Origin of the sequence: Methylobacter luteus IMV-B-3098 (assembly GCF_000427625.1) — a bacterium.
GTDB classification, from domain to species: domain Bacteria; phylum Pseudomonadota; class Gammaproteobacteria; order Methylococcales; family Methylomonadaceae; genus Methylobacter; species Methylobacter luteus.
Map to the genome: position 1 here is coordinate 2,919,681 of NZ_KE386569.1, position 18,719 is coordinate 2,938,399.

The window sequence follows — 18,719 nt, forward strand, 5'->3', positions numbered from 1 at the left end:
AAAAATTTTTACGATGAAACAATATAGAAAACGTACAGAGACTGGCTTTACCTTGCTTGAATTATTGGTCGTACTGGGCATTATCGCCTTGTTGGCCGGAATAGTCGGGCCTCAAGTCATGAAACACATGGGCGAATCCAAAACCAAAGCGGCCCGTGTTCAAGTTGAAGATCTGTCCGCAGCGCTGGACATGTATAAACTGGATCTGGGCGTTTATCCGACAACCGAGCAGGGCTTGAAAGCGCTCGTCGAATCACCTGACAGCGCAAAACGCTGGAACGGCCCTTATCTGCAAAAAGCCAAAATGCCGCTGGACCCATGGCAGCAGGAATATCACTATGTGTCTCCGGGCGAACACGGAAAATTTGATCTGTTTACGCTGGGCGCAGACGGTAAAGAAGGCGGTGAAGGCGAAGATCAGGATATCGCCAGCTGGGAATGATACACAAGGCTCAAGGCTCAGGGTTCAGTTTAAAAAGAGCAGCTAACTTGTGCCCTGCGCCTTGTCCTTTATCCCGGAGTCAAGGATTTACGCTGCTGGAGCTGATGGTTGTGCTTTTTGTCATCATTCTGGGCTTTTCAATTGTCGCGTTTAATTTGTCATCAGGGCGTGAGTCGATACAGCTACGCGCTGCGGCAAGAGATATTGTTTCGGCGTTGCGTTATGCAAGAGGACAGGCTTTGCTTTCCCATCAACAGACTACCGTTACCCTTGACCTTAGTGATAACAGCTATCAGGTAAGCAGCCGGGATAAGGTTTACACGATTCCCGAGCCCATTGATATTACATTGGTTACGGCACAAGACGAGCTAAGCGGCGAAGGTCAGGGCAACATACGTTTTTTTGCCGACGGTTCATCGACAGGCGGAAGAGTTACGCTGGAACGGGGTAGTTCCGCATGGCGCATCGATATCAATTGGCTAACCGGTCAGGTCGAGCTTGAAGATGCCGGCGAAGGTGCGAATGAATAAACAACGGGGCTTTTCCTTACTGGAAATCCTGATTGCGTTTTCAATACTGGCGCTTTCGCTAGGTATTTTGCTTAAGATATTTTCTGCCGGCGTCAATACGGCGTCTGTGGCCGAGGAATACACGACAGCAGTGCAAATCGCCGAATCGCTAATGGCTCAAACAGGCGTGGAAACACCGTTGCAGCAAGGAGAAACGTCGGGGGTCGAAAACGAAAGATACCATTGGCTGGTTTCGGTGAGCCCGTTTACGCCGTCGATTGAAAATTTCGATCCGGCAACGTCAGCGGTACTGCTTTTCAAGGTTTATGTCATGGTGACCTGGGGAGATGACCAGGCGAGCGATCGGCGGGTTGAATTAACCACCCTGAGACTTGTTAATAAAACCTTATGATAAGCCGGAGGCAAAAGAGCGTTTTTTCTTGCCATTCGCCTCGTAACTCGGCGCGCGGGTTTACGCTGATCGAGGTTCTTATTGCAATGACTTTGTTAAGTGTCATGGTTGTGTTACTGTTTGGCAGTCTTAAAATTTGTGCTCAAAGCTGGGAAATGGGCGAAAAGAAAATCGCCGAAGTCAATGAAATGGCCGTCGTTTATAATTTTTTCCAACAGCATTTATCGGCCGCCAAGCCTTTAAAGAATGATTTTACGGAAGATGAATCTTTACAGGATGACTTTACGGAAGGAGAGAGCAAGCTTTCCTTTCAAGGCGATGCGCAGTCCTTGCAATTTGTTTCCGTATTTCCTGCCAGCGCCGGTCGGGCCGGCATGCAGTTGTTTTCCCTGGAAGTGCAGGATGAAGGGCCACGAGGGAGCAGTAACGACGGCGCCGAAATTAAAGTGACGTTGACGCCGTTTTTTCCGGTTGTCGAAGGCGAGGAATGGCAAAAAGAGGATGCTGTTCTGATAAAACATGTGAGTCATTTCGCCTTGTCTTATTTTGGTCCGGATCAGGATACCGGCGAGAGCCGATGGCAGGATGAGTGGCTCAATAAGGATGTCCTGCCGCGTTTGGTAAAAATTCAGATTGAACGGGAAGATGAAGTCTTCTGGCCGGATATGGTTATCGAACTTAGGGTTAGCGGTGGTTCGGACATCGTAACAGAGGATTCAGAGGCAACAGAGTGATACGCGTCAGGAAGCAGGCGAGGCAAAAGGGATTTGCTCTGGTTCTCGTGTTGTGGATATTAAGTCTGTTGACTATCATGGCTGGCAGTTTTGCGCTGACCATGCGCAGGGAAGCTTCCATTATTGAAGGCGTAAAGAACAATGCACAGGCTATGGCTGTCGCGGAATCAGGGATTGCGATGGCGGAAATGATGATGCTGATTCCCGATGCAGCCAAGCGTTGGCGAGCAGACAGCAGTGTTTATCAAATAGACTATGCGAATGCCAGGGTGCGCATACGGCTTTTATCAGAAACCGGCAAAATAGATCTGAACAAGGCCGATGAGGTTTTGTTACAGGCGCTGATAAGCCAGGCGCCCAGTGATGGAGAACAGCAGATGACTGGGCTAGTCAATGCCATTCTCGACTGGCGCGATGACGATGATCTGGTGCGCATAGATGGAGCGGAAAAAAAAGAATATCAGGACGCCGGTTTAGGCTATCAGCCCCGAAACAAGCCTTTTCAGTCTATTGAGGAATTGCAGTTGGTGCTGGGCATGAACGAGAGCATTTATGAGTGGTTACAGGATTTAATCACCGTTTATTCGGGAGAGCCGACGGTCAATCTGCAACTGGCATCTCCAGAGGTTTTGCAGGTAATGCCGGACCTCGACGAAGCGGTAAAGGATGAATATATGCAAGCCAGACGCGAGCGTTCGGCCAATGCCTTAAAGTCGGGATCGCCTTTTAATGAGTCGTCTCCTTTTGGCGAGACGGGTCAGAGTTCAACTCCAGCCGCAGATAGCGGGGCGGTGACAATTATTTCCGAAGCGCTGCTTGATGACGGCTCAACCGCTATAATAAATGCGATAATAAAAAGATCGGAAAGTGACCAGCAATCCTTTGGCCAACAACTTTTTGGTCAACAATCCCTGGGTCAACAATCCTCGCCGTTTCAGATTTTGAAATGGCAACGCAACTATACAGGCAATGACTCATTATTTACTGATGAAATGAGCGAATTTTTAGTGACAGAATATGCTGAACCTCAATTCGACAATTGAACTGGATTTCAAGAAGTTTTTTCGCTGGTGGGCGCGAGAACTTAGCTTCCTGGTGCCGGAGAAAATCAAGCTACTCGTTAATGAGAAGCAGGGCGTTATTCTGATTAGACCAGACAACAACCATCTGGAAATAGTTTATATTCTCAACGGAAAGGTAGAGCCGATAGCAACGCTGGAGCGAAATGAATCAGACATAGCTGACGTTAAAGCTCTGCTAGCCAAAGATGAAAGATTTGCCAAGGCTGATGTAGTCCTCAGGTTGACCCGGCAGGATGCTGTTCAAAAAGAGCTGGCCCTGCCGCTGGCGGCAAAGGAAAATCTGGCTCAGGTTGTTTCCTATGAGCTGGATCGTTACACACCATTCAAACCGGAACAGGTCTATTTCGCCGTTAAGCCGCTGGCGGATGCCCATGAGCCCGGACAAATCAGTGTCATGCTGGTGTTGACACCACGCGAAATTCTTGACGCACTCTATGACGATATAACAGCGCTGGGCCTGTCGCCAAAATTTGCCGATTATGAGGGCGCCCCCAACGACCTTGAACAAGACTATGACTATTACAACTTGCTGCCGGATCAATTCAGGGAGAAAACCAGCAAAAACGCCGCGTTGGTTCATTGGGCCTTGGTCGGCTCGGTATTTGTATTGCTGATAGCTGTTATAGCTCTGCCAGTTTGGTTTGAATATCGGGCAGTCAATGCACTAAGCAAACAGCTCGACGGCATTGAAAAAGAGGCGCGCACAATCGATGCTCTGCAGTCGGAAATCGATGCGTTGGTGGAGGAGTCACGCGGGCTGGTTAACGTCAAAAGTTCGGCACCATCGGTCGTTGTCATGTTAAATGCGTTAAGCACTTTAATAAAGGACGACACCTGGCTGACCTATGCCCAGTATTCGGATGGGCATCTGCAGATACAAGGCGAATCGCCGTCCGCTTCCGCTTTGATTGCCGTTCTGGAGGCGTCTCCATTGTTTGATAATGTCCGGTTTGTATCGCCGGTTACCCAAGACAAGATCAGCGGGCTTGAACGGTTCCAGATCACCGTCGACGTGACCAAAGCAGGAGGCATCAATGGCGACGTATAATAAAACCCAACGCTGGATTGCGGTTGGCCTCCTGGTGGCTGTTATAGTCATTTTTAGCGTCGTTGTCATTACGCCTATTGTCAGCAAGGGCATGGAATTGCATGAAACCAAGAATGCGCTGGTTTTTAAACTCCAGAAGTATCAGCGGATTTTGGCCAGAAAAGAGGCTGTCACTGAAGGTATGGACAAAATAAAAGCCCAGCATTTGTCGCAAGGTTATTTTAATACTCAAGGGACCGGTGCTTTGGCGTCCGCGGATGTACAGGAGTTCATCAAGAGGGCGATTGTCGATGCGGGCGGGCAGTTGACCAGTACGCAGGCGCTTCCCGTCAGCAATAAGGACGGCTTCAGTCGCATTATGGTCAAAGTCAGGATGACCGGTACTATTGATGAGCTGCGCGCGGTATTGTACAAAATGGAAACGTCGGTACCGCTGATCATCGTCGATCAGATCGATATAAGGCCGGTGCGGGGCATAAGAAACAGAAAAACTCGTCAGATTGAATCGAGTAATGAATTGAATGTGAATTTCCAGGCCGTCAGTTTCATGAGAATACCACCAGGATGAACGTTAAATTAATTAAATTATTGGCCTCCGTTTGCATCGTCTTACTGTTGATTATTACCGCCGAGTGGTTGTATGCGAAGCATGCCAGAAAACAATTGCAGAAAGCGATTACATCCGTTGAAACCCAACCCTATAAAGTAGACGGCTTGCCAAGCCTGGCGCTGACGAAACAACCCGAAGAGAAATATACCGATCTGGTTACCCGACCTTTATTTATTAAAGGCCGAAGACCTGTCGAGACGGTCGATATTGAAGAAGCCGCTGCTGTAGGAGGTTCCGGCACATTTGAATGGCAGTTAACGGGCGTCTATACGAAGGACGAGCAGTTATCAGCCTTGTTCAGCCGTGAAAGAGCGCCAGCCACTGAAAAAAAATATCTTAAAATAACTGAGGGGGATGATATCAGTGGCTGGACACTGGCCGAGATTCATAAAGACAAAGTCATACTCAAGCAAGGAAGTCATCAGAAAGAACTCATGCTAAGAAAACCTAAATTAAAAGAATTACCCACCAAGAAAAAAAGCATACCCAATGCATTTACGCCTAAAGCAGAGACGCCCCAAGCAGACACGTCAGGAAATAGCGAAGATGAAGAATAACCTAAAAAAAATAAAAACAACTTCCTGGGCTATTGTTTTGGGGCTTTCGCTGTCAAGCTGCGAACTTATGGGGCCGGATCTGGCCGTCAAGCGGCCTCTGCCGCCAGTGCCTCCGGAGCAGCTGGATGAACGGGAAGAGGCTGTTTTTAAAAACTTGCAAAACAAGCCGCACGCTAGCGAAAAAGTACGGCCGGCTGCGGAGCTCTATCCCGCAACTGACAGGTTTGTGTCGGGTTCGACAATGCAACCCAGTAGAGGCAAGGCACGGGGCGAAGGCGCGTATAGCCTGAACTTTGATGAGGCCGATTTGGGCGAAGTGGCGAAAGTGATCTTGAGCGACATACTCGGAGAGAACTATGTATTAAGCCCCAAAGTTGCCGGCAAGGTGACGCTACAGACTACACAGGCTCTCACAAAAGAAGAATTACTACCGACTCTGGAAATGTTGTTGCGCATGAATAATGCGGCGCTGGTCAAGGATGGCCGTGTTTATCATATCGAGCCCGCGGCAGAGGCGTTATACAGTACCGACTTTTCAAGAGCGGGCGCCGCCGGTTATCAGGTGAAGGTCATACCGATCAGAAATGTCGCTGTCCAGGATATCGCCGAAGTGATTAAGCCGCTGGTGCAGGAAAAAACCATCCTGCAAGTCGATGCCATGCGCAATCTGTTGGTCGTTTCCGGAACGGCCGATGAGCTGGCGCGCATCATGGATATGGTCGCTACTTTCGATATCGATGTCTTGAGAGGACGTTCATTCGGTATTTTTCCATTAGTGCATGCTACGCCGGAACAAGTTATTGAAGAGCTGGATGCGGTGTTTAATAAAACTGAAAAAGATGAGGGCAGCTTTTTCCGGTTTATAGAAATTGAACGACTGAATGCCATTCTGGCCATTACGCACCAGTCCTCCTATTTAAGAGATATTGAAAGCTGGATACTGAGGCTGGACCGGTCGACTACGGCCACCGGCGGCGGTGTAAATGTCTACAAGGTCCAGAATGTCGATGCCGTGGAATTGGCCGCGACGCTGAATGAAATTTTTACCGGTGTTTCAACAAAGAGAGAGAAAGGCGCGAAGGTGGCGCCAGGACGTAAGGCCGCTGAAATCACCAATAAGCAGCAGGATAAAGAAGCGCCAAAACCGGCGTTTAACAGGCCTGCGGGATCGGAAGGCGGTGGGGTTGCCGACGTGAGCAGTGAAGTGAGAATTATCGCCGACGAAATCAATAATTCGATCGTTGTTGTCGCAACGCCGCAGGAATATGAAAAGATTCGCACTGTTATCAATCAGCTTGATGTCTTGCCATTGCAGGTATTGATCGATGCGACGATAGTTTCGGTCAACCTGACTGACAGATTAAGGTACGGCATTCAATGGTTTTTAAGTCATCATAATGTGGGCGGCGAGCATGTCGCTACCAGCAACAACACGAGCGGGAGCCGATTAAATGGACCGTTACAGCAGTCGGACGGAACATCGTTCAGGGATATTGCCGCAGGTGCGGTAACAGGCGGCTTTGGCTATGCGTTTCTCAGTGATTCGGGCGACATACGCGCCGTGCTAAATGCATCCGCCAACGATAATCAGCTCAATGTGATTTCTTCACCGTCATTGATGGTGCTGAATAATCAGGAAGCCTCGATACAGGTCGGTGATGAAATACCGTTAAGAACGTCTCAGTCATCTACGCTTCCCACTTCAGGCCAATCTTTCGACCAAAGCGGTCTTGTGCAAACCAGCGCCATTCAACAGCGCAAAACCGGTGTTAAGTTGAAGGTTAAGCCCAGGGTCAACGCGAGCGGTCTCGTGATTATGGATATCGAGCAAAGTGTCGAAAGGCCGCAGAGGACGACGGACAGTAATATCGATTCACCTACGATACAAACCCGGGAAATTACCAGTAATGTAGCGGTGCAAAGCGGAGAAACGGTTGTGTTGGGTGGTCTGATCGATGAGAACGATACCTATAATAGAGACGGGATTCCTTTTTTACACAAGCTGCCTTTAATAGGGCCTTTATTCGGCGGTACCACGAAAGAAAAAATCAAGACGGAACTGGTTGTGCTGATTACGCCCCGCGTCGTCGCAAGCAAGCAGGATGGCCGATTGATCACTGATGAATTCAGGCGCAAATTAACCGGTATTTACGAGGATACATCGGTAAAAGCTACAGTGGTAGAGTAGCGGCTTGATGGCTATAGCCTGCAATCAGGCTATAGCCAGAGCATCTTAAGCGGATAGTGTGGGATAATATCCGGAATACCGAAGACATTCAGCCCATTTTTAAACATGTCGATAAAATACATAGAAAAAATATTACGCGCCAAAGTTTACGATGTCGCCATAGAAACCCCTTTGGATTTTGCATCCTCTCTGTCGGAGCGCCTGGGCAATAACGTCTATTTGAAGCGCGAAGACTTGCAACCGGTGTTTTCGTTTAAGTTGCGCGGCGCCTACAACAAAATGTCCATGTTGAGTGAGCAGGAAAGGGCGCACGGCGTGATCGCCGCCTCAGCCGGCAATCACGCCCAGGGCGTTGCCCTGGCGGCAAAAAGACTGGGCATCAAGGCTTTGATCGTGATGCCGAAAACCACGCCTGAAATTAAAGTCCAGTCCGTGAAAGCCAGAGGCGCCAAGACTGTGCTGTTCGGTGATTCTTTTGACGAGGCTTATACGCATGCCAGGGAGTTGGCCGAACAAAAAGACATGGTATTCATCCATCCCTATGACGATCCCGATGTCATCGCCGGGCAGGGCACCGTGGCTATGGAAATCCTCCGGCAACAGGCCGGCGATCTGGATGCGATCTTTGTGCCTGTCGGTGGCGGCGGCTTGATTGCCGGTGTCGCGGCTTATGTCAAATTCGTGCGCCCCGAGATAAAGATCATCGGCGTGGAACCAGACGACGCCGATTGCCTGAATCGGGCCCTGAAAGCGAAGCGAAGAATCACCATTAAACAGGTCGGCCTGTTTGCCGACGGCGTGGCGGTCAAGCAGGTCGGTGAAGAGCCTTTCCGTCTGGCGCAAAGTTATGTTGATGAAGTCGTTACCGTCAATACCGATGAGATCTGCGCCGCGATCAAGGATATCTTTGACGATACGCGCTCGGTTGCCGAACCGGCCGGCGCTTTAGGCATTGCCGGCCTGAAGAAATATGTCGAGCGCGAACAGATAACAGGGCAAACGCTGGTCGCCATCGACAGCGGCGCCAATATGAATTTCGACCGGCTGCGCTATGTGGCCGAGCGTGCACAGGTCGGCGAGCACCGCGAAATCCTGCTGGCCGTCAGTATTCCTGAAACGCCGGGCAGCTTTTTACGGTTTTGCAGCATGCTGGGCGGGCGCAGCATTACCGAGTTCAATTACCGCTATTTCGATCCCAAGCTGGCGCAGGTTTTTGTCGGCATCTCCAGCAGCGGGCTTGAATCGGATCGGGCCGATTTAATCCTGCAATTACAGGATCAGGGATTTTCAATCACCGACATGACCACTAATGATCTGGCTAAAGAGCATGTGCGCTATATGGTGGGAGGTCATGCGCCGCGTGAACTGAATGAGGTTGTTTACAGCCTGGAGTTTCCGGAAAGGCCCGGCGCGCTATTAAACTTTCTGACGGCACTGGGCGGCCGCTGGAATATCAGCCTGTTCCATTATCGCAATCATGGCGCCGCGTTCGGCAAAGTGCTGATGGGCGTGCAAATGCCGAATGCAGAGCGCAAGGAATTTCAGCAATGCCTGGATGCGCTGGGGTTTGCCTATCAGGAGGAAACTGAAAATCCGGCTTATTGCCTGTTTTCGGGTGGCAGCGAAGTAAAGAACAAGCAATCTACTGACGCCGTTACCGAGGTATAGCCATACTGTGGGCGGCCGGTTGGCCGTCCTATCATCAGTGCTGATTATTCCAGCGAGCGTATAAAATCCCATTGCTGTTTGGAGACCGGCATAATCGATAAGCGATTGCCGCGTCTTACCAGCGCAAGATCGGCCAGTTCTTCCTTTTGCTTTAATTCATGGAGGGTAATGGTGCGCGACAGTGTTTTAACATGCCTGACGTCAACCATGAACCAGCGAGGCTGGGCCGGATCGCTTTTAGGGTCAAAATGTTTGTCATCGGGATCGAAAGCGGTAAAGTCCGGATAGCCTTCGCGAACCACTTCCATAATGCCGACGATACCCGGCACATCGCAGTTGGAATGATAGAAGAATACTTGATCGCCGACTTTCATCTCATCGCGCATCATATTTCTGGCCTGATAATTACGCACGCCGTCCCAATGCTCGGTCCGGTCGGGTTTGTTGCACAGGTCATCAATGCCGAACGTATCCGGTTCGGATTTCATTAGCCAGTAGTTCATGGGAATTTTTTATAAGAAAGGAGCATCTCCCGCCTGCGCCGTAATGCACTTTCGTCCTTGAACCAACGGTTCAAGTGGGGACGTGATCGGTAAATCAGGCTTCCCGTATAGAACGGGCATGCACACCATCACCGTAATCTGCCCCCGGGGTAAAAATAGGTTCAGGAAACACCCAGTACACCCTCGAACGCTGCAGGAGATGCAGGCCAATATTTTACCGTGTTTCAGGATTTTCTAAAACGTTTTCTATTTTATGACTCATATTAGCCAGGCTTTCATTGAGGCTCTGAGTCAGCATGGCATTCTGGTTTTTCATCACACGCAATTCATGGGCCAGGTTAAGCGCTGCCATGACAGCGATTCTGTCTGCGCCGCTGACTCGTCCGGAATCCCTGATTTTACGCATTTTCTTGTCAAGTTCCTGAGCGGAATCGATCAGGTCGTTCTTCTCGTCAGGATCACAGGCAATCTTATAGTCTTTGCCCATGATGGTAAGCGATACCGGTTGGGGATTTTTTTTCATGAACCTTGCTCCATTGCTTTCAGACGAGTAATCATGGCTTCAACCCGGGTTCTGGCCAAGGTGGTTTTTTCAAGCAGTTTGGCTTTTTCCCGGACCAGGGATTCTTGCTTGGTTTTAAGAGAGCTGTTTTCGTTTTTTACCGAATTATATTGCTCGATAAGTTTGTCCAGTTTCTCTTCGAGCTCTTTTAATTCTAAGGATTGAGTTATTTCTGAATTCGTCATGGTAGTTAACTACATTATTGCAAATAATCAGCCGTGTGTTTTTAGTAAGGATTATCGGCGATATGTTCTAATATTGCTCATAGTCAGTTATCCGAGAGCCAAGATGAACAAATATTATCCAAGTCGGGGATCAATGGTAGCATAAGCGGTATTTTTTTTTTAGCGGTAGTGAAATTATTATGTGGGAATCATGGTTTACCAGATAATCAATACAATATTAGAGCGCAACAATGCGGATGTTTCCGCGGCCGAGGCTCACGGCATGGCGGCAGGTATGCTGTGCGTCAATGGTCAGGCTGAGAGCGATCACTGGTTGAAGGAACTTTTTAAAGACGATGCCGATTTGAGCGATGAAGACCAGGCGACGCTGGTGAAATTGTTCGAGCAGACCAGGAAATTGCTAGCCAGTGAAGCATTTGAATTTGACCTGTTCCTGCCTGACGACGACGTCTCCCTGGATGAGCGGGTTAAGGCATTAAGCAGTTGGTGCCAGGGGTTTTTGTTTGGCATTGGTTCTGTGTATACCGCATCAGGCTGGCCCGGCGATGCCGCTGAAATATTGAAAGACATTACGGAATTTACCAAACTGGATGAAGAGGCCGAAGGCGAGGAAGATGAAAGTGCTTTTATGGAAGTTACCGAGTATCTAAGATCCGCCGTTTTATTACTGCGGGATGAGTTGGACATCAACACCGACGGCACTGTTCATTAGGCGGCGAAACAATCAAATGAAACAAAGCGAATTCAAAAAAAGACGTAAGCAATTAATGCAGCGAATCGGCAAGGGTAATATCGCGTTGATAGGCAGCGCAGCGGTTCGAACGCGTAACCGCGATGTCGATTATCCGTTCCGGCAGGACAGCGATTTTTATTATTTGACCGGTTTTAACGAACCCGAGTCGCTGGCTGTCTTTATACCCGGCCGCGAGCAAGGCGAATATATTCTGTTCTGCCGCGAATTCGACGAGACCAAAGCCTTGTGGGAAGGCGCCCATGCCGGGCTTGAAGGCGCTACCCAACATTATGAGGCCGATGACTCTTTCCCTATCGATGATCTGGATGAGATCTTGCCGGGCATGCTTGAAGACAAGGGCAAGGTTTTCTATCCGATGGGCCGGGATTCGGACCTGGATCATCGGTTGCTGGAATGGATCAACCATATCCGCAGCCAGTCAAGAACCGGAGTTACAGCGCCGGGTGAATTGGTTTCGCTGGAGCATATCCTGCATGAGATGCGCCTGTTCAAAAGTCCCGAAGAGCTTAAACTGATGCGCCGTGCGGCTGAAGTATCCGCTCATGCTCATGTCAAAGCCATGCAGAAATGCAAACCGGGTCTGTATGAATATCAGATAGAAGCCGAACTCATTTATCATTTCATACAGGGTGGCCTGCGCGCGGTGGCCTATCCCTCCATCGTTGCCGGCGGCAAAAATGCTTGCGTGCTGCACTATACCGAAAATGCAGACAAATTAAGAAGCGGCGATTTACTGCTCATCGATGCCGGCGCCGAGTGCGATCATTATGCGGCTGACATTACGCGCACGTTCCCGGTCTCGGGACGCTTCAGCGAGCCGCAGAAACAGCTTTACCAACTGGTTCTCGATGCGCAGGCGGCTGCCATCGAGCAGATCAAACCGGGCGTGCCGTGGCATCTGGCGCACGAGGCATCGGTTGAGGTGCTGACGAAAGGACTTGTGTCTCTTGGATTGCTGAAAGGCCGTGTGCCCACGCTGATCAAGAACGAAAAGTACAAGCAGTTCTATATGCACAGGATAGGCCATTGGCTGGGCATGGACGTGCATGATGTGGGTGACTACAAGGTCGACAAGGAATGGCGGCTGCTGGAGCCGGGCATGGTGCTGACTATAGAGCCGGGCTTGTACATACCGGAAAACTGCGAAACCGTCGACGAGAAATGGCGCGGCATAGGCATCCGGATCGAGGACGATCTAGTGGTTACGGCGCAGGGACACGAGATTTTGACGGCCGGCGTGCCCAAAACCATAGCAGAAATTGAAGCATTGATGCAGGCGGTCTGATGCAGCAGGATTACGATTTACTCATTGCGGGCGGAGGTCTGGCCGGCAGCTGCCTGGCACTAGCCTTGAAAGACACCGGCCTGCGCATGGCCATAGTCGAAGCGAATACGCGCGAACAACTGTATGCCTCCCCGTCCGGTGATAGAGCACTGGCTTTGGCTGACGGCACGGTAAAAATGCTGGAAGCGTTGGGTATCTGGCAGGGCATACGCCAAGCGGCCACCGCGATAAAAACGATTCATATTTCGGATCGCGGCCATTTCGGCAAAGCGCGGTTGTCTGCGCAAAAGGAAAATGTCGATGCGCTGGGCTATGTTATTTCGGCGCGCGATATTGAAACGCATGTGGCCCGGCTTGCCAGTGAGGCCAATATTGAGCTGATTTGTCCGGCCCGCGTTGTCGGTTTGATGTCGGGCGATAATGCGATTCATGTCAGCTTGAAGCACGGGGATGAGTCGTTCAGCCTGTCGGCTAAATTGCTGATAGGCGCCGATGGCGGTTCGTCATCGGTGCGCAAGCTGTTGGACATCAGCCAGAAAGTCACCGAGTATGGGCAGACGGCACTGGTCACTATGGTCAAAACATCTGTTCCGCATAATAATACCGCGTATGAGCGTTTTACGGCTTCAGGGCCGCTCGCGCTGTTGCCTGTCGGCAATAATGAGTGCGCTGTGGTCTGGACGCGAACTGATGAAGATGCGAAGGCGCTGATGGCGGGCAGCGAGAAAGACTTTCTGAGCGAGCTTCAGGACTGTTTCGGCTACAGATTGGGCGAGCTTGCCTTAGCTGCTCCCAGGCGGGCTTTCCCGTTGTCGCTGATACGTGCGGAAAAAATGGTTTCAGGACGGGCGGTTATTATCGGCAATGCCGCACATCAACTGCATCCGGTGGCGGGGCAAGGGTTTAACCTAGGATTGCGCGATGTTGTCGTTCTGGCCGAAATGCTGATCCAGCAACATGGGGACATCCAGGACATCGGGGCGGCCGATTTCTTAAATCGCTATGCCAAGGCCAGACAGAAAGACCACGACCTTGTTGTCGGCTTTACCGACAATGTCGTGCGGATTTTTTCCAATGATTGGCTGGCGCCGGCCCTGATCAGAAACATCGGCTTGACATTGCTCGATCATATCCCGGCCGCCAAGGCGCTGCTGGCGCGGCAGGCAATGGGGCTTGCCGGCCGCATGCCGCGGCTGGGTCGCAGGAGATAATCATGACTGAACGCTATGAAGTGATCGTCGTTGGCGGCGGCATGGTGGGCGCGGCAGCGGCCTGTGCCTTGGCGCACGGCGGTATTAATGTGGCGCTGCTGGACAGGCATAACCCGGAAAGACAATGGCCGAAGGAACCGATCGATAACCGCGTTTCGGCGTTGACGAAAGCCTCGCAAAATATTCTGGAAATGCTCGGCGCCTGGCCGGGCATGGTACGGCGCGGGGTATGCGCCTACCGCGACATGCGCGTATGGGATGCGCGTGGCGACGGTGAATTGCATTTTGACTGCGCCGATACCGAGTTCAGCGAACTGGGCCATCTGGTCGAAAACCGGGTGACGGTCGCGGCCTTATGGGATGTGCTTGATACACTGCCTTCGGCCCATTGCATAACGCCGGCCAAAGTCGCTGACATGCAGCTGACCGATAATGGCCGGCTGATCAGGTTGGAAGGCGGCCGCCGCCTTGAAGCCGATCTGGTGATTGCGGCCGACGGGCGCGAATCGGCCTTGAGAAAAATGGCCGGCATAGACGTGACCGGTTGGGACTACGATCAGGATGGTCTGGTCGCTACGGTCACGACCGAAAAGAGCCATCAGGCGACGGCATGGCAGCGGTTTCTGGAAGAAGGGCCGTTGGCTTTTCTGCCTCTGGACAACGGTCAAAGTTCAATTGTCTGGACCTTGAGTACAAAAACGGCAAAAAGCTATCTGGCCCTGAACGATAACGATTTTCTCCAGGCTTTGGAGCAGGCCTCAGGCGGCATTCTGGGTAAAATGCTGGCAGTAGGCCCCAGAGCTGCGGTTCCTTTACGATTTCAATATGCCAACCGTTATACCGATCGGCATCTCGCGTTGATTGGCGATGCGGCCCATGCCATGCATCCGCTGGCTGGGCAAGGTGCGAATGCCGGCCTGCTGGATGCGGCAGCGATTGCCGAGTTGGTGATTGACGCCAAACAGCAGCGGCGGTCTTTGTCCGGTTCCGGGTATTTGCGCCGCTACGAGCGCTGGCGTAAAGGTGATAATCTGATGATGATGGCGAGCATGGATGTGCTCAACAAGACCTATGGCGTGTCGTCGCCGTCCTTTATCAGCCTGCGTTCGGCCGGCATGAACTGGATTAACCATACAGCCATCGTGAAAGCGCACTTTAACCATTACGCCATGGGCTTGCGTGAGGATTTGCCGAGGCTGGCAAAAGCACAAGCCTGCTGGCAAGTTGTTCAGCCTTAGCGATAAACGGCACAAAGCCCTCATTTATGCGTATTTAGTATTTACCCTGCTCGCCGGCTTCTGGTATATTCCAGATCTGGCGGTTTGGTTTGCCCGCCTACCGGCTGCGCTGATTTCAGGGCAATAATAATAAAAATTAATTTAAGAGGTGGAGAGGTGTTATGGCTGAAGGATTGTTTGTACTGACTGTTATTTTTGTGGCTTATGTTGTTTATGTGGTTGTAAACGATCAGCGAGCTACGACCAAATCAACAATACCACAGGTAAAACCTGAAAAGCAGGAAGTGGCAGCAGTACAGCCACAGATCGAGGCGGCGCCCCAGAAAGAAGCGCCAGCGACGAGAAGGGCCGCAGCCAGACCGGCGGCAGCCGCTAGAAAAACAGCTCCAGCGACACCTGCGCCAACGTCAGCGGCGGGCAAAGGCGAACTGCGCAATCCGGCTACGGGAGAAGTCGTTTCGGCCCATAGCAATTACCGCTTTACCAAGCGCTGGGTAAAAGAAGCACTGGTAGCGGAAGGCTTGCTGGAAAAGATCTACAAGAATAACGAACTGGATGCTGCTGCCGAAGCGAAAATAAAAGAAGCTATGGTAAAACTTGAAGCCATGGATAAATATCGGGCTTAACGTTGCCGGGACTAACCGGCAGTGATTCAGTTGCCGGTTAATTGTCCAGATCCAGCTTCTTCAGGCGATAGCGTAAGGACCGAAAAGACAGCCCCAGCTGTTTGGCGGCGGCCGTCTTGTTCCATTTGTTTTCTTCCAGGGCTATGATGATCGCCTTTCTTTCAATCTGCTCCAGATAATCTTCCAGTGATCCCTGACCCGGATCATAGGCCGGCGAGTCGGCGATAACCTGCGCGCCTACCGGCAGGTTCAGGTCATCTATTTCAATGCTTTTGCCGTCATACAAGGCCAGGGCCCGTTCCAGGATGTTCTCAAGCTCACGCACATTGCCGGGGAAATGATATTGTTGCAGTGCCGATAGTGCCGGGGCTGACACTGTCGGTTTGCTCAGGCCGCTGGCTTGCGTCAGCTTCGTCAATATATGGTCGGTGAGATCGGGTATATCCGTGGCGCGCTCCCGCAGAGGCGGCACATACAGGTCGATCACATTGATGCGGTAATACAAGTCCTGCCTGAACGTGCCGGCCTGGACCATATCGGCCAGGTTGCGATAGGTGGCACTGAGCAGGCGGACGTCGACGGGGATTTCCTGATGCTCGCCAACAGGACGGATTCTTTTTTCCTGAATGGCGCGCAGCAGCTTTACCTGCAGGGATTGAGGCAGCTCCGCGATTTCATCAAGAAATAAAGTGCCGCCTTCGGCGGCCTGGAACAGGCCTTTTTTATCGGTGACCGCACCGGTAAAACTGCCTTTTTTATGGCCGAAGAATTCGCTTTCCATCAATTCGTGGGGAATGGCGCCGCAGTTTATGGCAACAAAAGGTTTATCGCTGCGCGAGCTTTGCTGATGAATGAGCCGGGCGACCAATTCCTTGCCCGATCCGGATTCACCGCTGATATAAACCGGAGCCTGGCTGAGAGCCAGTTTGGTTATTTTGCCTCGGATGCCGCGCATGACGGGAGATTCGCCCAGCAGTATATGTCGGGTTCGCCTGTCTTTGGCGGGAAATATCGCGTTGGAAGGCTTCAGGGCGCTGCTCACTATTTGTCTGAGGACTGATAAATCAACCGGTTTCGAGACAAAATCAAAAGCGCCTTTTTTCATGGCCAGAATCGCCGTATCCATATTGCCGTGCGCGGTAATAACGGCGACCGGCATCGGGGCGGGACTCGACTGTATGTAATCCACCAGATCCAGACCATTGCCATCGGGCAGTTTCATATCGGTCAGGCAAAGATCGAATGAGTGCTGTTGAAGAAAAGCTTTTGCTTTTCCTATATTTTCGGCACAGTACGTTTGAATATCCATGCGATTAAGGGTGATTTCCAGTAATTCACGGATATCGGGTTCATCATCGACGATCAATGTCAGTGGTTTTCTCATATTTCAATTAATTTATTTTCCGCATCGGGCAGGCAGAGCTTGAAGCAACTCCGGTTTTTATCCGTTAAATAATAGCTCAATTTTGCCTGATTGAGTTCGGCTAATTCCCGCGAGATATAAAGGCCCAGGCCGGTCCCGCTGTGCGAAGTCGTGAAAAAGGGTTCAAAAAGGTGACAGATCTGTTCAGGAGTCAGGCCGGAGCCGTTGTCGATGACTTCTATGCATGGCATCTGCTCGCTGGCGCGGGCCCGCAGCGTGATCATTCCCAGCTCCGGCTTGCCGTAGCGGAGGGCATTCTGGCACAGGTTGTCCAGAATCTGCTTTAAGTGACCGGGGTCTATCAGGGCATATAAAGGCTCCGTGCTTATAGAGAGTCTGAAAGTACCGGCATCCACAGCCTGATCAAGCATGAAATTATTCAGGTAGTCGGTCAGCCAGGCGTTCAGCTGGATTTTTTCCCGTCTCGACGCGTTTCTTCTGGAAAGCTGCAGGATGTCTTCAATGATGCGGTTAACGCGGCAGGAGTGGGCCTGAATGATTTCAGTCAGGCGTTTATCCTGGGCCGATAACTGAGGGTTTTCCGACAATAATTGTCCGGCATGGCTGATGGCGCTTAATGGATTGCGTATTTCATGGGCGATGCTGGCCGTGAGCCGGCCCAGGGACGCCAGTTTGCTTTGTTGCAGGCGTTGATTATGAAGCGCAATGTCTTCCAATGTGATCAGGTACAGGCATTCCTGCTGAGTCGGCAGCGGCATGAAACGGATATGAATTTCGGACAGGTTCGCAAGTTGCAGTTGCGCAACAGCCTGTTCGGGCTCGTTGAGCCAGATCTGAAAATCCAGCCATAACTGTTCCGAAATATCGGCCAGCGTGGCCGGCATGGCCGGCAGGTTGGCCAGCCGCAAGGCCGCTTCATTCACCATCTGAATAGCCTGTTTTTTGTTGGTGATGATGATGCCCGATTGCAGATGTTGAATAATGTAATGGTTCAGTTCTTCCAGTTGCGTGATGGTCTGTTTTTGTTGATGAGCAAGCAGCACTGTTTGTTCGCTGCGTGTAGCCAGCACATAGGACAGCAGGGCAATTGTGAAGAATGAAGCACCCAGCATGCCGGCATGCATGTAGGATATTTTTTCAAAATGCTCGACCTGGTCGGCATAGATCTGTTCGGACAGAACGGCCAAGCTGGCGATAGCGGCGAAAAACATCGCGCAGCGTCCGCCAATTAGCATCCCGCCATAGGCGATGGAGACGGCGAGCAATATGCCTATGCCGCTGTTAATGCCGCCGCAGGCATGCATCAGCAGCGTGAGAATGACGATGTCGGTGAAAATGAGCAATTGGGCTTGCAGCGTGTAGCCGGTCAGCCGCCAGGCTATGCAGATGCCAGATATGACGGACAGTATCAAATAGCTTTGGCTGCTGTAATTGTAGAGTTGGCTGTCGTATGATCCGAGCGAAGAAGGCCCCATCTGACCCTGAAATAACACGATAAATAAGCTGGCCAGAATAAAACGGTAAGTCAGAAAAATCTTCAGCAGCAGCCAGGCTTGTCCGGCGGGAATGCCGTAGCCTTTGGAGAACGGGCAAGGAAATATGGTCTCAGGCGTATTTTCTGACATATGCGGCTTTAACAATGGCGTTTTGCAGGGACTTGGTTAGAATAGCAGAATTCCCCGGTTTTACTGGCGGGATCGGATTGAAACGAACAATCGATA

Annotated in this window: 20 protein-coding genes and 1 other RNA gene; 15 read left to right on the forward strand and 6 right to left on the reverse strand. The window is 51.1% G+C overall.

The genetic code is table 11. The features are described 5' to 3' along the window. Positions 1-13 precede the first annotated feature (13 nt). From gspG to ilvA, 10 genes are all read left to right on the forward strand, one after another. Positions 14-442: a type II secretion system major pseudopilin GspG gene (gene gspG / locus METLU_RS0115500; RefSeq protein WP_027159015.1), complete on the forward strand. Its 429-nt coding sequence runs from the start codon at positions 14-16 to the stop codon at positions 440-442. Beyond that, complete coding sequence (locus METLU_RS0115505) at positions 439-972, forward strand: GspH/FimT family pseudopilin (protein ID WP_036243187.1); 534 nt, start codon at positions 439-441, stop codon at positions 970-972. Before gspG ends, METLU_RS0115505 begins: the two co-directional genes overlap by 4 nt. Next, positions 965-1,363 carry a type IV pilus modification PilV family protein gene (locus tag METLU_RS0115510; protein ID WP_027159017.1) on the forward strand — a complete coding sequence of 133 codons (399 nt, stop codon included), beginning with the start codon at positions 965-967 and terminating at the stop codon, positions 1,361-1,363. The genes METLU_RS0115505 and METLU_RS0115510 overlap by 8 nt, the downstream gene beginning before the upstream one ends. Beyond that, positions 1,360-2,097, forward strand: a complete 738-nt coding sequence (locus METLU_RS25560) for a prepilin-type N-terminal cleavage/methylation domain-containing protein (RefSeq protein ID WP_051299940.1) — start codon at positions 1,360-1,362, stop codon at positions 2,095-2,097. The genes METLU_RS0115510 and METLU_RS25560 overlap by 4 nt, the downstream gene beginning before the upstream one ends. Continuing rightward, positions 2,094-3,140: a type II secretion system minor pseudopilin gene (locus METLU_RS0115520; protein ID WP_027159018.1), complete on the forward strand. Its 1,047-nt coding sequence runs from the start codon at positions 2,094-2,096 to the stop codon at positions 3,138-3,140. The genes METLU_RS25560 and METLU_RS0115520 overlap by 4 nt, the downstream gene beginning before the upstream one ends. Then, positions 3,115-4,227 (forward strand): PilN domain-containing protein, encoded by a 1,113-nt coding sequence (locus METLU_RS0115525; protein ID WP_027159019.1) that lies wholly within the window; start codon positions 3,115-3,117, stop codon positions 4,225-4,227. The genes METLU_RS0115520 and METLU_RS0115525 overlap by 26 nt, the downstream gene beginning before the upstream one ends. After that, a complete protein-coding gene (gspM, locus tag METLU_RS0115530; protein WP_027159020.1) occupies positions 4,214-4,795 on the forward strand; it encodes a type II secretion system protein GspM in 582 nt (193 codons plus the stop codon). The genes METLU_RS0115525 and gspM overlap by 14 nt, the downstream gene beginning before the upstream one ends. Beyond that, positions 4,792-5,394, forward strand: a complete 603-nt coding sequence (locus METLU_RS0115535) for a hypothetical protein (protein WP_027159021.1) — start codon at positions 4,792-4,794, stop codon at positions 5,392-5,394. The genes gspM and METLU_RS0115535 overlap by 4 nt, the downstream gene beginning before the upstream one ends. Then, positions 5,384-7,582 (forward strand): type II secretion system secretin GspD, encoded by a 2,199-nt coding sequence (gene gspD / locus METLU_RS0115540; RefSeq protein WP_036243188.1) that lies wholly within the window; start codon positions 5,384-5,386, stop codon positions 7,580-7,582. The genes METLU_RS0115535 and gspD overlap by 11 nt, the downstream gene beginning before the upstream one ends. Positions 7,583-7,687: 105 nt before the next feature. Further along, positions 7,688-9,250, forward strand: coding sequence for a threonine ammonia-lyase, biosynthetic (ilvA, locus tag METLU_RS0115545; protein ID WP_027159023.1), 1,563 nt, complete (start codon positions 7,688-7,690; stop codon positions 9,248-9,250). Between the two features lie 44 nt (positions 9,251-9,294). On the opposite strand, the gene METLU_RS0115550 is transcribed toward ilvA, so the two are convergent. The 4 genes from METLU_RS0115550 to METLU_RS0115560 all read right to left on the reverse strand — a co-directional run bounded on the left by METLU_RS0115550 (position 9,295) and on the right by METLU_RS0115560 (position 10,500). Beyond that, entirely contained in the window at positions 9,295-9,753 is a 459-nt protein-coding gene (locus tag METLU_RS0115550; RefSeq protein ID WP_027159024.1) for an EVE domain-containing protein, read from the reverse strand. 22 nt (positions 9,754-9,775) lie between these two features. Continuing rightward, positions 9,776-9,955, reverse strand: a non-coding RNA gene (gene ssrS, locus METLU_RS27420) — 6S RNA. A gap of 12 nt (positions 9,956-9,967) precedes the next feature. Further along, a complete protein-coding gene (locus METLU_RS0115555) occupies positions 9,968-10,276 on the reverse strand; it encodes a cell division protein ZapA (protein ID WP_027159025.1) in 309 nt (102 codons plus the stop codon). Then, the gene (locus METLU_RS0115560; RefSeq protein WP_027159026.1) at positions 10,273-10,500 is read right to left on the reverse strand and encodes a TIGR02449 family protein; all 228 of its coding nucleotides are present in this window, start codon (positions 10,498-10,500) and stop codon (positions 10,273-10,275) included. The genes METLU_RS0115555 and METLU_RS0115560 overlap by 4 nt, the downstream gene beginning before the upstream one ends. A gap of 190 nt (positions 10,501-10,690) precedes the next feature. On the opposite strand from METLU_RS0115560, the gene METLU_RS0115565 reads away from it, so the two are divergent. From METLU_RS0115565 to METLU_RS0115585, 5 genes are all read left to right on the forward strand, one after another. Next, positions 10,691-11,212, forward strand: a complete 522-nt coding sequence (locus METLU_RS0115565) for a UPF0149 family protein (RefSeq protein ID WP_027159027.1) — start codon at positions 10,691-10,693, stop codon at positions 11,210-11,212. Between the two features lie 16 nt (positions 11,213-11,228). Next, complete coding sequence (pepP, locus tag METLU_RS0115570) at positions 11,229-12,539, forward strand: Xaa-Pro aminopeptidase (RefSeq protein WP_027159028.1); 1,311 nt, start codon at positions 11,229-11,231, stop codon at positions 12,537-12,539. After that, positions 12,539-13,750, forward strand: a complete 1,212-nt coding sequence (gene ubiH / locus METLU_RS0115575; RefSeq protein ID WP_027159029.1) for a 2-octaprenyl-6-methoxyphenyl hydroxylase — start codon at positions 12,539-12,541, stop codon at positions 13,748-13,750. Before pepP ends, ubiH begins: the two co-directional genes overlap by 1 nt. A gap of 2 nt (positions 13,751-13,752) precedes the next feature. Next, entirely contained in the window at positions 13,753-14,988 is a 1,236-nt protein-coding gene (locus METLU_RS0115580; RefSeq protein WP_027159030.1) for a UbiH/UbiF/VisC/COQ6 family ubiquinone biosynthesis hydroxylase, read from the forward strand. A gap of 161 nt (positions 14,989-15,149) precedes the next feature. Further along, entirely contained in the window at positions 15,150-15,614 is a 465-nt protein-coding gene (locus METLU_RS0115585) for a hypothetical protein (RefSeq protein ID WP_027159031.1), read from the forward strand. A gap of 37 nt (positions 15,615-15,651) precedes the next feature. Here METLU_RS0115585 and METLU_RS0115590 read toward each other — a convergent pair whose 3' ends face one another. Beyond that, positions 15,652-16,998 (reverse strand): sigma-54-dependent transcriptional regulator, encoded by a 1,347-nt coding sequence (locus METLU_RS0115590; RefSeq protein ID WP_027159032.1) that lies wholly within the window; start codon positions 16,996-16,998, stop codon positions 15,652-15,654. Beyond that, complete coding sequence (locus tag METLU_RS0115595; RefSeq protein ID WP_027159033.1) at positions 16,995-18,623, reverse strand: sensor histidine kinase; 1,629 nt, start codon at positions 18,621-18,623, stop codon at positions 16,995-16,997. The genes METLU_RS0115590 and METLU_RS0115595 overlap by 4 nt, the downstream gene beginning before the upstream one ends. Between the last annotated feature and the right edge of the window lie 96 nt (positions 18,624-18,719).